Origin of the sequence: Halobellus clavatus (assembly GCF_900107195.1) — an archaeon.
Lineage (GTDB): Archaea > Halobacteriota > Halobacteria > Halobacteriales > Haloferacaceae > Haloquadratum > Haloquadratum clavatum.
Genome location: NZ_FNPB01000003.1, coordinates 1 through 14,762 on the forward strand (window position 1 = coordinate 1; position 14,762 = coordinate 14,762).

Sequence of the window (14,762 nt, forward strand, 5' to 3'; positions counted from 1 at the left end):
CACAGTCTCGTCAAGAGCAACGTGATTCGGGCTTCGACCCTCTGTGGGCTGTAGATCGGCTTTCTGCACCCAATCGTGGATCGCTTTCGGCGAGCGCTCGACACCCCACTCTTCGAGAACCGGGACGGTATTCCGGAGCGACAGCCCCGCTAACTGCAACTGAATACCGAGCTTCATCGCACGCTCGGGTGTCCGCTGACGCTCCACAAAGTCCAAATCAATCCAGTCTGTACATCCGGTGAGGCGGGCGATTTCTGGCATAGATCACCAAGAAATCACTCCGCCTCACTCTTCATCCTTAACTAAACACGACTTCCAGTGGCTCCCACAGACTTATTCCCCCGTCCGGAAATGTACCGGATATGTCTCTGCTGGTCTCGATCCACTCGTGGCTCGCGCTCCTGCAACTCGGCGGCCTGCTCTCGCAACCGCTCGGGCAGGCGCTCGCCGTCATCGTGGGCGTGGGGATCGTCATCATCGTCGGGCGGATCGCGCTGAAGATCGCGTGGCGGCTCGTCACGATCGCCGCGCTGATCGTCGGCGTGCTCCTTCTGCTCTCGTTCGTCGGCCTCAGTCCGCTGTAGGCTCGGCTGGCCCGTCCGCCGACGTCCCGAGGACGCACTCCTCGATGAAGTTCCGCACGAGGTCGTGACCGACGCCCGTGAGGACCGATTCGGGGTGGAACTGCACAGCCTCGATCGGGTACTCCCGGTGTCGAACGCCCATCACCAGGTCGACTGCCGCATCGCCGTCGTCGCTCGCGTGGGCCGTCGTCGCTGACACCTCGAACTCGTCGGGGACGCTCGTCGCTACGAGCGAGTGGTATCGACCGCCCTGAAAGCCCTGTTCGAGGCCAGCGAAGACCCCGCGACCGTCGTGATCGACGGGGAAGGCCTTGCCGTGAATCGGCTCGGGCGCGTGACCGATCTCACCCCCGTACGCGTAGACCGCGGCTTCGAGTCCGAGACAGACGCCGAGCGTCGGAATCGTCTGCGACAGCGACGTCAACACGTCGTTGGTGACGCCGACGTCGCGGTCGTGTTTCGGGTGTCCCGGTCCCGGGCTGATCACGATCGCATCGGGATCGATCTCGCGGAGTTCCTCGAGCGAGGCCGTGTTCTTGCGGACGGTCACCTCAACCGGCCGCCCGTCGACGCGCTGCTCGGAGAAGTACTCCACGAGGTTGTAGGTGAACGAGTCGAAGTTGTCGAGGACGAGCAGCCGGACCGTCATCGGACCACCTCCTCGCCGTCCGAACTCGTCGGCGCGTCGGACTCGGCCTCGACGGCCTCGCGCTCGATCTGCTCGATGGCCGTGAGGACGCCGTCCATCTTCTGTTCGGTCTCCTCGTACTCCGCGGTCGGATCGCTGTCGGCGACGAGTCCCGCACCCGCACGCACGGCGATGACGTCCTCCTGGCCGCTTCTGTCCACCGTCGCCGTCCGGATGACGATCGCGAAATCGGCGTCGCCGGACCACGAGTAGTAGCCCACGCCGCCGCCGTAGACGCCTCTCGGAGTGGCTTCGAGGTCGTCGACGATCTCCATCGCGCGGACCTTCGGCGCGCCGGTCAGCGTCCCCGCGGGGAAGGTGGCTCGCGTGGCGTCGAACGCGTCGGCGCCGTCCGGGTACTCGCCGTTCCGGCTCTCTGAGCCCGCGAGCGTGCCGGTCACGGTCGATTCGATGTGCTGGACGTGACTGTATTTCAGGACGTTCATGAACTCCTCGACGCGGATGCTCCCGGGTTCGGAGACGCGCCGGACGTCGTTACGGGCGAGGTCGACGAGCATCGTGTGCTCGGCGCGTTCCTTCCCGTCGGCGAGCATCTCGCCGGCGAGTCGCCGGTCCTCGACGGGGCTGGTCCCGCGCGGACACGTGCCCGCAATGGGGTTCGAGACCACGCGGTCGCCCTGGACGGAGACCAGCGTTTCGGGACTCGCACCGACGATGTGCCGGTCGTCGTGGCGCAGGACGTACATATACGGCGAGGGATTGACCTCACGGAGTGCCGCATAGAGACCGAGCGGATCGACTTCGCCGCGGAGTTCGCGAACCCGCGAGATGACGCCCTGGTAGATGTCGCCGTCGAGAACGTGTTCTTTGGTCTGTCGAACCGCGGCCTCGTACGCTCCTTTCGCGCCCGCGGATTCGTCGTGACGGACGAACCCGCCGGTCTGTGGGGCGTCCGCATCCGCGAGCGTGCCGGCGACCGCCTCGGCCTCCGCCACGAGGTCGTCGTAGACGGCCCCGGGATCGTCGTCGGGCGTGACGACCGGTGTGAGAATCAGCGAGACCGACGCGTCGGCGTGGTCGAACGAGAGCGTCTTGGTCGTGAGGACGAACTGCGCGTCCGGCGTGTCGCTCTCCGGGCGCTCGACGCCGACCTCCGAGAGCCAGAGGTCGTAGACGGCTTCGTACGCGAGGAAGCCGACGAGGCCCCCACGGAGTTGCTGGCGGTCGTCGTCGGGGAAGCCGACGCGGGGGAGGTCGGGGAAGGCCGCCCGGAGGCGGTCGAGGACATCCGGGCCGTCGTCCGCTGTCCCGTCGGCACTCCCCTCGTCGCCGCCGACGCCGGTCTCGACGAACTCGGCCGCGCGCCCGCCGAGTCGGTCGACGCTCGTGCCGTCGGGATCGACGGTCACGACGGCGTCCGGGTCGTAGCCGACGAACGAGTATCGGGCGTGACGGTCGGCCGTGGCGTGATCCGGCGCGAACGCACCGGCGGGGTCGCTTGACGGCGTCTTCTCGGCGCTCTCGAGCAGGAAGCCGTACTCGCTCCGATCGGCGAGTGCGGCGTAGGCGGTCAACGGCGTCGTCTCCGGCAGTTCAGCCGTCACGTGAGCGACGACCGGTCCGTCGGCCTCGGCGGTCGCTGAGCCGATCTCCTCGACGAAGGACTCCCGGGACTGCGACAGCGTCCTCGCGGTCGACCCCGTCGGCGACGCGCGTCCGTTGGTCGTCACGAGGACACCTCCTCTGCCTCGATCGGACCGTCGATGTCGGCATCGCGCTCACCCGCACGCTTCGCGTTCGCGACGAACGCGCGGACGGCGTCCGGATCCTTGTCCTCGCCGCTCGCCTCGACGCCGCTGGCGACGTCGACGGCGAAGGGCCGAACGGTTCCGACCGCGTCGGCAACGTTTCCGGGGTGCAGGCCACCGGCCAGGATCACGGGCGCGTCGAGTGTCGATGCCACCTCGGCAGTCGCCGTCCAGTCGTGTGTTTCGCCGGTGCCGCCTGCGCCCTCGCTATCGACGGAGTCGACGAGTATCCCGTCGACCGCCGGCGCCACCTCGCGAGCGCGCTCCGGGGCCGCGGCGTCGACGACGGCCACGACGCTCGCCTGGACGGACTCGCGAATCTCGGTGAACACGTCGGGCGCGAAGTCTCCGTGGAGCTGGAGGACGTCCGGACGGACGCGTTCGGACACCTCGACCGCGTCGGCCGGTGTCTCCGGCATCGTCACGAGCGTCGTCGTCAGGAACGGCGGCGCGCTGTCGAGGAGGCGAGTTGCCGTTCCGAGCGACACCTCCCGGGGCGTGTCGACGGGCACGGCCGCGATGACGCCGACGGCGTCCGCGCCGGCGCGCTCGACACCCCCGAGATCGGTCTCGTTCGTCACGCCGCAGATCTTCACTCTGACCATTCGTCAGCGCTCCGCGGCGGTGTCGAGTGGTTCACAGAGCGCTTCGAACGTCGTCGCCGCGTCGCCGTCGTCGATGGCGTTTGCCGCCGCCGCGACCCCGTCTTCGATGCTGTCGGCGAGGTCGGCGACGTAGATCGCCGCGCCGGCGTTTGCGAGGATGATGTCCCGCTTCGGGCCGGTGATCTCGCCGGTCACGATCCCGCGGAGGTCCGTGGCGTTCTCCTCGGGACTGCCCCCGGCGACGGCCTCGATCGGGGCGGCGTCGACGCCGATCTCTTCGGGTGTGATGGTGTACTCTTCGATCGTGTCGCCGTCGACCTCCGCCACCCGAGTCTCGTCGTGCAGCGCAATCTCGTCCATCCCCGATCCGTGGACCACGAGCGCGCGGTCGACCGCGAGGTGTGAGAGCGACCGCGCGAGCACGGGAACGAGGTCCGGGTCGTAGACGCCGACGACCTGCGCGTCCGCGCCGGCGGGGTTGGTCAGCGGGCCGAGCACGTTGAAGATCGTCCGCATCCCGAGTTCCTTGCGGGGGCCGATGACGGCCTTCATCGCGGGGTGGAACACCGGCGCGAGCATGAAGCCGATCCCGTCGCGCTCGATGGCCTCCTCCACCGCCGGCGGTTCGGCTTCGACGTCCGCACCGGCGACCTCCAGCACGTCCGCGCTGCCCGAGGACGAGGAGACCGAGTAGTTCCCGTGTTTCGCGACTGCGGCGCCCGCACCGGCGGCGACGATGGCACTCGTCGTCGAGACGTTGATCGTGCTGTAGTCGTCGCCCCCGGTCCCGCAGGTGTCGACCAGCGGGTCGCGGTCGGGTTCAATTGTCCGCGCGGCGTCGCGCATCCCCTGTGCGAAGCCCGCGATCTCCGTCTCGGTCTCGCCCTTCGCGCGGAGCGCAGCCAGGAGCGCACCGATCTGGGCCTCTGTCGCGTCCTCGAAGACGGCGCTGGCCGCCTCGCGTGCCTCGTTCTGTGTCAGGTCCGTTCCCTCGGTCGCGCGTTCGATGTAATCTTGGAGTGTCATCGTGGTCACCGATGTACGTCTTCGTGTTGTAGTGAACAAATCCGTTCATCAGTATAAGCCTATCGGAGTACGGAATCGAGATCGAGAGACCAGGCGGTCGCCCCGCCTCGATTGTCGTTCACCGATTCTCGACAGTCGGGGTGACCCTCTCCAGCGAGCTGCGACGAGCAACGGATCCGCACTGACCCTCGGACGGGCGAAACCGACAGACGGCGTCCGATCTGCGAAACGAAACCTTCAATTGTGTCCCCCGGGAACTGGTGAATGCGCTCAGACGGGCGCGATGTACGCCCAAGCGGGTTGGTGGTCTAGTCTGGTTATGACACCTCCTTGACATGGAGGAGGCCGGCGATTCAAATTCGCCCCAACCCACTCCCTTTTACACAGAATCGAACCGCGGAGCCCTTCGGTTGTTCCAGCGGCCTCGCCAGTCGGTGTCTCGGCTGAACAGCACACGCTGCACGGAGAGTCGATCGGTTCCCGGGACTCCGACTCGCTGTCCCTCCTGATCCGCACCACCCCCTTCGTGCCGGGACACGACTTCCAGTGACTGGGGAGGACCGAAGCCTCGGTCTGTCGGTAGGTTCCGTTCACGCAGCCGAATTCAACACCAGTCCGTATGGAGCACAACTGCCTCGCTGGCGCACGCAGAGACGCCGTTATTCTTGACCCGCCAGTTACGGTGGCGTCCGCGTCGACGTGTCCAGAGTCTATGAGCCGTGACGAATACCGGGGATTCCTCTGACAGTTGCGGCCGGTCCCGCGGAGGGGCCACCGACTCCGCATCCTATAGGTACCGGGGGTCCTAAGAACGGAGGAGATGGGCAACCAGCAGAACCCTGACGACGGTCCAGAACAAGTCCCTTCGACCGACGCCCCCGGTCCGGATCGGGGCACACTCCTGTACCTTGGATTTCGAACGCTCGTTCTGATCGCGGTGCTCGCTGTGGGCTACCTCACGCGGCCGATCTGGCACGGACTGGTCTACTCGGCGATGTACTCGCCGACCGGCCTCCTCGTCGTCGGCGGCGGGAGCCTCGCCGCGGTCGTCCTCTGGTACCTGCCGCCCGATCGGCTCAATCCGGAGAGTTCCGGACCGGGCGGTTCCGACGACCCCACGATGCTCTCCGATGACTTCGACCCGATGGGGGAGTTGTCGGGGCCGAGCGACGGCGCTGCCGGAGCGAAAATCCGGCTCCTGGCCGTGATCGTTGGGATCCTGATCGCGGTCTCGTTCCTTGTCGGCGGACTCAGCGGGACGCTCGAACAGCGCAGTCTGGCGCAGGAGACGATGGCAGAGGCCACCGAAGTCGAGGACTTCCCCGAGGCCAACCCGGAGAACCCGCGGGTCGTCCCCCGTCGGGTCTCTGAGATCACTACCCGCGGGGAGGTCTCCTACCGACAACACCGGCTGGGGACGAGCGACATCGCCAGACGCGAAGACGGGTCGCTGGCGTGGTCCTACCCGATCGAACCCGACGGGTTCCGGAACACGCTCCTCCTGAACCAGCGCGGGGTGTTGCTCTCGGATATGACCCGGATCGACGAGCGCCGGACCGAGACGTTCGACGACACGCAGTTCACCTACGGCGAGGGGATGTTCCTCCACCGGTCGGCGGACTGGCAGCTCAAGAAGACCGATTACTTCGCGCGGTACACCGACGACGCCGTGGAGTTTACCCACGACGGCACGCCGTATATGTACTACCCGAAGACCGGCCACGAGTGGCGGCTGACGCCGTTCCCGCACACGGTTCCGGTGTGGGAGGGCGGCGCCTTGGTGTTCCCCGACGGAGAGATCAAGCATCTGACGCCCGAGGAAGCACAACAAAACGAGATCGTCGACGGCCAGCGGCTCTACCCGGTCTCGCTCACCCGAGTCGAGATGGGGTCGCTTGGCTACCGCAACGGGATCGTGAACCAACTGCCCGTAGTTGGCGCCCACCGGGGTGAAATCGAGGTCGCAGAACTCCCGCCCGGTGCCGACAACAGACAGCCGTTCATCATCGACCTGGCGGGCGAGCGGATGTCGTACGTGACCGCGATGGAACCGTACGGCGAAGACAGCCGAGGGCTTGACGAGGTGTGGTTCGCCGACGCCGAGACCGGCGAGTACACCTTCTTCGGTACCGACCGCGAGACGCTCACCGGACCCGAGCGCGCGATGGGGATCGCCCGGTCGGAGGACTCACAGACCAACTGGGGGCAGAACTTCGTGGTCACCGAACCCGTGCCGGTGATCGTCGAGGAGGATCTCTGGTGGCACATCAAGGTCTCGCCCACTGACTTCACCGACGTGACCCGGAACGTGTTCGTGAACGCCGACTCCGGGGCCGCAATCGCGGTCCGGACCGACAACGAGACCCGGGCGTTCATCCGAGGGGCCGTCGACGAGTCGACGACCGACGGTGGTCAGGACGCACCCGAGGACGGGACGGACTCCGACAGCGGAACGGACTCCGACGACGACATCATCTACTACATCGTCATCACCGACGAGAACGGTGCGGTGACCGATCGGATCCCCGTCAGGTCCGGCCAGGACACCTCGATCGTGCCTCCTGACGACGACCGTGTGACGGTCACCAACGAGACCACGACCAACGAGACCACGACCAACGAGACCACGACCAACGAGACCACCGCAACCGCCTGAGACGGCGGTGGGGTGGATCGCCCTGTTGGTCCCGTGCCCTCCGCGGGCGGGATGCCGTCGGCGAACAACGAGGGTCGTCGACTGACGCCCGGATCACAGCGACTCGACAGTCACCGGACCGACCGCGGTGTAGACGCCGGCGAGCTCCGTCTCCGCGATCTGGGCGGTGATCTCGTCGCCCTCCGCGACGCTCTCGTGTCCCAGGTCGGCGACGACCGTCACCGGTTCGATGGGATCACGACGGAGTACCGCCCACAGGAGTTCAAAGAGCGACGGGGCCCCCCCGCGGCGACAGATGAGAATGGACCGCGAGCCCGCCAACTCCTCGAGTGCCGGTTCGAGTTCGTGATCGGCGGCCTCCTCGGGAGTAACGACGTGGAGCACCTCGCCGCGAACGGTCTCGGACATCGTTGTACCGATCAGTGGGGCTGGGAGCGGTCTAAAACGACCGGTTTGGGCTGCTGCTCGTCATCGAACGCTGACCGTCTGGATCGAGCGCGGAGGTGCGGACCCTGTCGGCGTCTGACACACCCGTCTCCCCAGTGGTGTTCTCGTCGAGTCCTGCGGACGACGGACATCTCTCCCGGCGTCTGCGGTCGACCCGCTCACGACGCGGACGAAACAACAGGTTTGGGTTCGTCGGGCGCATTTTTGCGGTACACACAATGACTGCCGGACTCAGACGGTGGAGACGCGGGGCTGCCGGCGTCCGGGTGGTGGCCCAGTGAGCGACGCCGACGGCGGATTCACGGACATTCGCGACTCCGTCGACGGCCACCCGATGCGCCGGTTACTCGGATCGGCTCGACCGTACTGGCCGCGGATCACGCTCGGAGTGCTCGCGGCGATGCTGACGCGGTTCGCCCGGCTGGTGCCGCCGGTCATCGTCGCGACCACCATCGACCGAGTGGTGCTCGGATCGGCCGACCCCGGACTGCTGACCGAGGCCGGGCTGTTACCCGGCGGCGCGATCACCGGAGAGGCCGCACGCCTCGCGTTCCTCCGCCAGTTGATCGTGATCGCGGCGCTGGCGTACCTGCTCCGATCAGTCACTCGCTTCGGGTCGCGGTACCTCCTCCAGTCCTCGGCGCAGAAGATCCAGCGGGACCTCCGGAACGAGACCTACGACCACCTCCAGCACCTCTCGATGGACTTCTTCGCCAACCACCAGACCGGGGGGATGATGTCGATCCTCAACAGCGACATCAATCGCTTAGAGCAGTTCCTCAACACCGAGTTCCGCCAGCTCATTCGGGTGGTCGCGACGGTCGGCGGGATCGCGGCCGTGCTGTGGTACTACGCGCCGACGCTGGCGCTCATCGCCCTCGCGCCCGTCCCGATCATCGGGCTGGCGAGCGTGGTCTTCCTCCGGTGGATCGAACCGCGGTACAAATCCCTCCGGGAGACAGTGGCCCGGCTCAACACGCGGCTGGAGAACAACCTCGGGGGCGTCGCCGTCGTGAAGGCGTTCAACCGGTACGCCTTCGAGCGCGACCGGGTGGCCGAACGGAGCGAAGCGTACCACGACGAGAAGGTGGCGGCGCTCCGGATTCGCCGGGGATTCTTCGCCACGCTCCGACTCCTCACGGGCGTCGTATTCGTGCTCATCCTGTTCGTGGGTGGGCGAGCGATCATCACCACGCCCCCCGGCGAGGCGGCGCTGATCTCGACGGGTGCCTTCGCGGCGTTCTTCCTCTACCTGCGGCGGCTCTACTCCCCGATGCGCCGGATCGGCCGGTCCGCGAACAAGTACCAACTCGCGAAGTCCAGCGCCGAGCGAGTGTTCGGGCTTCTCGGCCAGGATCCGACGGTCACCGAACCCGAGGACCCGCACGTCCCCGACCGGATCGACGGTGACGTCGCGTTCGAGGACGTGTGGTTCGGCTACGACGACCGCGAGCCGGTGTTGAAGTCGGTGTCACTGGACGTCCCAGCCGGGGCGACCATCGGACTCGCCGGAGCGACCGGCGCGGGCAAGTCGACGCTCGTGAAACTCGTCCCCCGGCTCCACGACGTCGACGACGGACGGGTGACCGTCGACGGCCGCGACGTCCGGACGTACGACCTCGAGGCGCTCAGGGAGTCGATCGCGATCGTCGAACAGAACCCCTACCTCTTTTCGGGGACTGTCGCCGAGAACATCGCCTACGGTGACAGCGAGGTGTTGGCCGCGGAGGGGGGTGACGGGAACCCGGACGCGGGGCGCGAGCGGGTGGTCGCAGCTGCGGAGGCCGCGGCGGCCGACGAGTTCATCTCCGGGTTGCCGGAGGGATACGACACGGAGATCGGCGAGCGCGGGATCAAGCTCTCCGGCGGGCAGCGCCAGCGGATCGCGATCGCGCGGGCGCTACTCAACGACCCCGCGATCATCGTCTTCGACGAGGCGACGAGCGACGTCGACACCGAGACCGAAGAAGAGATCAAAGAGAGCATCGACCGGCTGATCGAAGACCGGACCGCGTTCGTCATCGCCCACCGGCTGTCGACCATCCGTGACGCCGATCGGGTCGTCGTGCTCGACGACGGCGAGATCGTCGAGTCCGGCTCCCACGACCGACTCGTGGCTGACTCGGGCGAGTACGCCGCCCTGTGGGACGCACAGGTCGACGACGCGAGGACGGCCGACGCGAGCGACTGAGCCGGCAATCCGGGCCGGTCTGGGGATGCAGATCGGCCGGAAAATGTCGGTCGGCCAGAGGGTGCAGGTCGCCGCCGTCTCAGAGCGACTCGGGACGGCCATAGACAGCAGCGAGACGCAGTCCCACCAGCCGGGGTCACTTTCGGCGATCCAACCGCGAGGGCTACGCCGTCGAACTCACGCGGTTGCACGGAGAGAGCGCACGACTCCACCCGTCAGCGGGGTGACTCCGACCACCGCAACTCACTTTTCAGGACGGAATGGTGGGCAAGCGCCGATCGAGGGCGGCCGTCGAGTAAGCCCACCATACTTCCCACACGTCTCGGTCCGGATGTCCCGCCTCGCCAGTCGAGCCCGTCACGTCCACGGTCGGGGTTCCTCGGGGCTGTTCGCTCGGACGACTTTACTGTCTGCAGGCACGTGGTCGGAACGTGCCATCAGCACTGTTCATCGTTAGCGAGCGCGGCTACTGGGGCGAAGAGTGCATCGAACCGCTGGAGACACTGGACGAGGCCGGATTCGACATCACCGTCGCCACGCCGACGGGCGATCCGCCGGTCGTCGACGAGCGGTCGATCGACCCCGAGAACGTCGGGGCGGAGACCGCCGCCCACGTCCGATCGGTCGACGAGAGCGACGAGCGTCTGAACGATCCGATCCCGCTGGCGACGGCGTCCGCAGACGGGTACGATGCCGTCGTGTATCCCGGCGGGCACGGGACCGAGTGGGACGTGAATCAGGACAGCGACGCTCGCGAGATCCTCGCCGACGCGGTCGCGGGGCCTGACGGCACGGCGCTCGTGGTGTGTCACGCTGTCGGCATTCTTGCGTTCACCAGAGCAGAGGACGGGTCCTTCCTCGTCGAGGGACGCGACGTGACGGGCTTCCCCAACGACTGGGAAGCGGGCATCGTCGACGACCACGACCGGATGCCCGACGGTCGTAAACTCCCCTACTGGGTCGAAGACGAGGTCCGCGCTGCCGGGGCGAACTGGGACGCCGAACTCGACGCCGACACGAGCGTCACCGTCGACGGTGACCTGGTGACCGCCCGCGGTCCCGGTTCCTCCCTGGCGGCGGCCGAGACCCTGCTGGCGGAGTTGGGGATCGAGCCAACGGCCTGAGCGCAGTCCAGAACGCGCCGAGTGAGGCTACTCCAGATATCCGAGATCTTCGAGTCGACCTCGGAGGTCGTCGTCGAACTCCTCGTCGGCGAGTAGATCGATCGCCCGCGCCTCGCGGGTCTCCACGACGTCGAGCAACTGTAGCGCCGTGCGAAGTTTGTAGTTGATCTCTGGGTCTTCGGTCGATTCGATGCTGCTCCGCAACAGCGTCGCGATCGTCTCCATCGTCTCGTCGGCCATACGTTCGATACGGTGTATTGGTTCAAAAACCATACTGATCTGTGGCGGCAGACGCTCTGCGGCCCCCGCCGCACCCGGGCGTCGACGCCGGTGCCACCCCGCTGGATCGAGGAGAGGACTTATTCCCGTCATCTCCCTAACCCCCTTCGTGGAGTCGCCGTACGACGTACTCGGAATCGACCCCGACGCCGACACGGACGTCGTCGTTCGAGCCTATCGGGAACGGGTGAAAGAGGCCCATCCCGACCACGGCGGATCGGTCGCGGAGTTCAAGCGCGTTCGACGGGCCTACGAGCACCTCTCGGCCGGCCGCGACCCGTCGACCTTCGAGACCGACGGCCGCCAGCGCTCGTCCGATGCAGCCCAGGGTGGCACCCGTACCGACGACGGGGGTGCCGGAGACGGGCCGTCTGATCGGTCTGACGCGGACGATGCTGACGAAGACGACGCAGAGGAAGAGACGCTCGGTCCGACTGTCGAGTACCTCGACTACGGGGTCGTCGAAGCGCAGGGCTGGGAACTGACCGACGAGGACCTCTTCGAGAAGGCCGAAGCCGCGGACCTCGACGTCGACAGCCACGGTATTCTCGTCGTCGAGGACCGCGAATCCCTCCTGGAGGCCGCAGAGCGGTACGGCTTCTCGTGGCCGTACGCGTGCCGGGGCGGTGCGTGTGCGAACTGCGCCGTTGCGGTCGTCAACGGAGAGGTGGAGATGCCCGTGAGCACGGTCCTGACCGACGAGATGAAAGAACGCGGCATCCGACTCTCCTGTATCGGACACCCCGTCACGGACGACCTGCAGGTCGTGTTCAACATCGAGCACCTGCCAGGGCTGGCCGAACTTCGCCTGCCCGCCGAGCAGTTCGGGAACGCGCGCGCAGACGACTGAAGGGTCATCCGACTCTCACTCGCCGTCCACGAACCGCGATTCGACGTCGAGGTCCGGGAGGCGAGACCGATCTCCGGTCGCCGCCCCGGCGCTCGCGCGCTCGGCGAGCAGCCGGTGGACGCTGCGAGCCGATTCGCCCTCCGATGGCGCCCGCTGGACGTAGCTGCCGTCGGGTCGCATCTCCCAGGACTTCCGGTTGTCCGCGAGATAGCAGTCGAGCACGATTTCGAGTTCCTCGCGGATCTCAGGGTCGTCAACGGGGGCGACTGCCTCGACGCGCCGATCGAGGTTCCGTGTCATCCAGTCGGCCGATCCGATGAAGTACTCGGGATCTCCAGTACCGTCGACCTGGCCGGCTGACTGGCCGCTCTCCGAGTCCACGCCGTTCTCGAAGTAGAAGATCCGCGAGTGTTCCAGGAACCGCCCCACGACGCTCGTCACCGTCACGGTGTCGGTGATCCCGTCGATCCCCGGTCGCAGCCGACAGATGTCGCGGACGATCAAGTCGATCTCGACGCCCGCGCGGGCCGCACGGTACAGTTCGGCGACGATCTCGGGATCCTCGAGCGCGTTCATCTTCGCAATGATCCGTCCCCCGCGGCCAGCGCGCGCGTGGTCGGCCTCGGCCCGGATCCGTTCGAGGAGCCCCGTCCGGAGGGTACCCGGCGCGACGAGGAGCCGCCGGTACTCCTCGTGGAACGAGTGGCCGGTGAAGAAGTTGAAGAGCTTCGTCAGGTCGTGGCCCACGTCGGGGTCGTTCGTCAGTAAGCCGAGGTCGACGTACCCCTTCGCGGTCTCCGCGTGGTAGTTGCCCGTGCCGACGTGAGAGTACAGCTGGACGCCGTCATCCTCGCGGCGGACGACGAGAGCGGTCTTGGTGTGAGTCTTGAGCCCGATGGTCCCGTAAGCGACGTGGATGCCCTCCTCCTCGAGTCGCTCGACCCAGCGGAGGTTGTTCTCCTCGTCGAACCGCGCCTTCAGTTCGACCATCACCGCGACCTGCTTTCCGTTCCGTGCGGCCTCGATGAGACTCTCGATCACCCGAGAGTCCCGCGAGGTCCGGTAGATGGCGGCCTTGATCGCGAGGACGTTGTCGTCGCGGGCGGCTTCCCGGAGGAGCGTCTGGACGGTCTTTTCGAACGAGTGATACGGGTGGTGGACCAGCACGTCGTCGTCGCGAATCACGTCGAACACGTCCCGATCGGTCTCCTCGTCGACGACGCCGTCAAACCGGGGATGGGGCTGCGGGGTCCACGAGGGCAGCGAGTGCGCCGGCCGGTCGAGTTCGACCAGCCTGGAGAGGTGCCGGAGGTTCAGCGGCGGTTCACGCTCGAACACCTCGCGGTCGGTCAGGTCGAGCTGGTCCATCAGGAGCGATCGGACCGCCGCCGGCGTATCTTTCGAGAGTTCCAGGCGCACGACCGTGGCGAACCGACGGTCCCGGAGAACGCCCTCGATCATCTCGATCAGACCCTCTGCGACCTCCTCGTTCCGTCGCACCTCGGCGTTCCGGGTCACGCGGAACGTCGACCAGTCGAGCACCTCGACGTTCGGGAACAGGAGATCGAGATTGGCGGCGATGAGGTCTTCGAGGAAGACGAACCGATCAACGGCGTCGCCGTCTCTCGATCTGTCGGTCGCTCCGGGGTTAGCGGTGGTGACGTCACCTGCCCCCGACTCCTCGCCGGTGTAGGTTCCAGGGTCGTCGACGACCGCGTCCACCTCCAGCAGACGGGGTTGATTCTCCGGGATCTTCACCCGGGAGAACTTCGGCTCCTCGCCCTCGCCTCTGGTCCTGACCGCGAGTGACAGCGAGAGGTTCGAGATGAACGGGAACGGGTGCGCCGGATCGAACGTCAGCGGCGTCAGCGTCGGGAGGATCTCCGCCTCGAAGTGCGCCCGGAGCGCCTTCTGCTCCCGCTCGGAGAGAGAGTCGTGCTCGACGACCTCGATCCCAATCTCGGGGAGTCGCTCCCGGACGACCGCACGGTAGCACGCATCCTGCCGCCGGAACATCTCTTCGAGGGTGTCGAGCGCGAGCCGCCACTGTTCTTCCGGCGTCTGACCGTCAGGCGTAAGATCCGATACTTCGCCCGCCATCTGCTGTTTGAGCCCACCGATCCGCTTCATACAGAACTCGTCGATGTTCTTGGTGAACAGGCCGAGGAACCGGGTCCGTTCCAGCAGGGGATTCCGGGGATCCATCGCCTCGTGGAGCACGCGCTTCTGGAAGGAGAGTTCGGACAGCTCCCGGTTCAAATACCACTTCGGCTCCGCGAAGTCGACGTCGGTGCCGTCGAAATCCGGAACCGGTCCGGGGTCGGTCCCGTGGAGCACGCGCGTCGGACCACCTTTCGAGGGCTCACACACAGTCCCCACGCCCGAGCCGACGCTCGGTCCCGCACCGACGTCGTGGTCGTCTGCTCTGCTCGACCCGTCGTGGTCGCCCTCCTCACCCGACTTGTCGGATTTGTCGACGCCGTCCGCGTCCGCCGCCCCGTTGCGACCGTCAGTGTCGTCGGGAGGTGTTCCGCTCATCGTAA

General features: G+C 66.9%; 12 protein-coding genes, 1 tRNA gene and 1 pseudogene. 6 read left to right on the forward strand and 8 right to left on the reverse strand.

The window, feature by feature from the left end:
* Positions 1–261: pseudogene (locus tag BLU74_RS05515) on the reverse strand (IS6 family transposase); the annotation flags it as partial.
* A 101-nt stretch (positions 262–362) separates the two neighbouring features.
* Between BLU74_RS05515 and BLU74_RS05520 the strand changes: the two are divergent.
* Positions 363–584, forward strand: a complete 222-nt coding sequence (locus tag BLU74_RS05520) for a DUF8029 family protein (RefSeq protein WP_089766128.1) — start codon at positions 363–365, stop codon at positions 582–584.
* Here BLU74_RS05520 and trpG read toward each other — a convergent pair.
* From trpG to trpD, 4 genes are read right to left on the reverse strand one after another with little or no spacing between them, the layout of a single operon-like run.
* Complete coding sequence (trpG, locus tag BLU74_RS05525; RefSeq protein WP_089766129.1) at positions 571–1,233, reverse strand: anthranilate synthase component II; 663 nt, start codon at positions 1,231–1,233, stop codon at positions 571–573. The genes BLU74_RS05520 and trpG overlap by 14 nt on opposite strands.
* The gene (trpE, locus tag BLU74_RS05530; protein WP_089766570.1) at positions 1,230–2,915 is read right to left on the reverse strand and encodes an anthranilate synthase component I; all 1,686 of its coding nucleotides are present in this window, start codon (positions 2,913–2,915) and stop codon (positions 1,230–1,232) included. Before trpE ends, trpG begins: the two co-directional genes overlap by 4 nt.
* Before the next feature lie 44 nt (positions 2,916–2,959).
* Positions 2,960–3,646 carry a phosphoribosylanthranilate isomerase gene (locus BLU74_RS05535; RefSeq protein WP_089766131.1) on the reverse strand — a complete coding sequence of 229 codons (687 nt, stop codon included), beginning with the start codon at positions 3,644–3,646 and terminating at the stop codon, positions 2,960–2,962.
* Positions 3,647–3,649: 3 nt separating this feature from the next.
* Positions 3,650–4,672 carry an anthranilate phosphoribosyltransferase gene (gene trpD / locus BLU74_RS05540; RefSeq protein WP_089766133.1) on the reverse strand — a complete coding sequence of 341 codons (1,023 nt, stop codon included), beginning with the start codon at positions 4,670–4,672 and terminating at the stop codon, positions 3,650–3,652.
* Positions 4,673–4,969: 297 nt separating this feature from the next.
* On the opposite strand from trpD, the gene BLU74_RS05545 reads away from it, so the two are divergent.
* Positions 4,970–5,044, forward strand: a tRNA-Val gene (locus tag BLU74_RS05545).
* A gap of 448 nt (positions 5,045–5,492) precedes the next feature.
* Entirely contained in the window at positions 5,493–7,328 is a 1,836-nt protein-coding gene (locus tag BLU74_RS05550; protein WP_089766136.1) for a hypothetical protein, read from the forward strand.
* 93 nt (positions 7,329–7,421) lie between these two features.
* Here the strand turns inward: BLU74_RS05550 and BLU74_RS05555 are convergent, their stop codons facing one another.
* On the reverse strand, positions 7,422–7,736 hold the full coding sequence (locus tag BLU74_RS05555; protein WP_089766139.1) for a DUF7526 family protein: 315 nt from the start codon (positions 7,734–7,736) through the stop codon (positions 7,422–7,424).
* Positions 7,737–8,052: 316 nt separating this feature from the next.
* Here BLU74_RS05555 and BLU74_RS05560 point away from each other — a divergent pair, with 316 nt between their 5' ends.
* Together BLU74_RS05560 and BLU74_RS05565 are read left to right on the forward strand one after the other, a co-directional pair.
* Positions 8,053–9,966, forward strand: a complete 1,914-nt coding sequence (locus BLU74_RS05560) for an ABC transporter ATP-binding protein (RefSeq protein WP_089766141.1) — start codon at positions 8,053–8,055, stop codon at positions 9,964–9,966.
* A gap of 431 nt (positions 9,967–10,397) precedes the next feature.
* Positions 10,398–11,090, forward strand: coding sequence for a type 1 glutamine amidotransferase domain-containing protein (locus BLU74_RS05565; protein ID WP_089766144.1), 693 nt, complete (start codon positions 10,398–10,400; stop codon positions 11,088–11,090).
* 27 nt (positions 11,091–11,117) lie between these two features.
* Here BLU74_RS05565 and BLU74_RS05570 read toward each other — a convergent pair whose 3' ends face one another.
* Positions 11,118–11,330, reverse strand: coding sequence for a hypothetical protein (locus BLU74_RS05570; protein WP_089766147.1), 213 nt, complete (start codon positions 11,328–11,330; stop codon positions 11,118–11,120).
* 148 nt (positions 11,331–11,478) lie between these two features.
* Here BLU74_RS05570 and fer point away from each other — a divergent pair, with 148 nt between their 5' ends.
* On the forward strand, positions 11,479–12,219 hold the full coding sequence (fer, locus tag BLU74_RS05575; RefSeq protein WP_089766152.1) for a ferredoxin Fer: 741 nt from the start codon (positions 11,479–11,481) through the stop codon (positions 12,217–12,219).
* A 15-nt stretch (positions 12,220–12,234) separates the two neighbouring features.
* On the opposite strand, the gene ppk1 is transcribed toward fer, so the two are convergent.
* Complete coding sequence (gene ppk1, locus BLU74_RS05580; RefSeq protein ID WP_089766155.1) at positions 12,235–14,757, reverse strand: polyphosphate kinase 1; 2,523 nt, start codon at positions 14,755–14,757, stop codon at positions 12,235–12,237.
* Positions 14,758–14,762 lie beyond the last annotated feature (5 nt).

Excerpts from the sequence above, each read along its gene's own strand:
- BLU74_RS05520 (WP_089766128.1), top strand. The coding sequence starts at position 363 with ATGTCTCTGCTGGTCTCGATCCACTCGTGGCTCGCGCTCCTGCAACTC.
- trpG (WP_089766129.1), bottom strand. The coding sequence starts at position 1,233 with ATGACGGTCCGGCTGCTCGTCCTCGACAACTTCGACTCGTTCACCTAC.
- BLU74_RS05535 (WP_089766131.1), bottom strand. The coding sequence starts at position 3,646 with ATGGTCAGAGTGAAGATCTGCGGCGTGACGAACGAGACCGATCTCGGG.
- trpD (WP_089766133.1), bottom strand. The coding sequence starts at position 4,672 with ATGACACTCCAAGATTACATCGAACGCGCGACCGAGGGAACGGACCTG.
- BLU74_RS05550 (WP_089766136.1), top strand. The coding sequence starts at position 5,493 with ATGGGCAACCAGCAGAACCCTGACGACGGTCCAGAACAAGTCCCTTCG.
- BLU74_RS05555 (WP_089766139.1), bottom strand. The coding sequence starts at position 7,736 with ATGTCCGAGACCGTTCGCGGCGAGGTGCTCCACGTCGTTACTCCCGAG.
- BLU74_RS05570 (WP_089766147.1), bottom strand. The coding sequence starts at position 11,330 with ATGGCCGACGAGACGATGGAGACGATCGCGACGCTGTTGCGGAGCAGC.
- ppk1 (WP_089766155.1), bottom strand. The coding sequence starts at position 14,757 with ATGAGCGGAACACCTCCCGACGACACTGACGGTCGCAACGGGGCGGCG.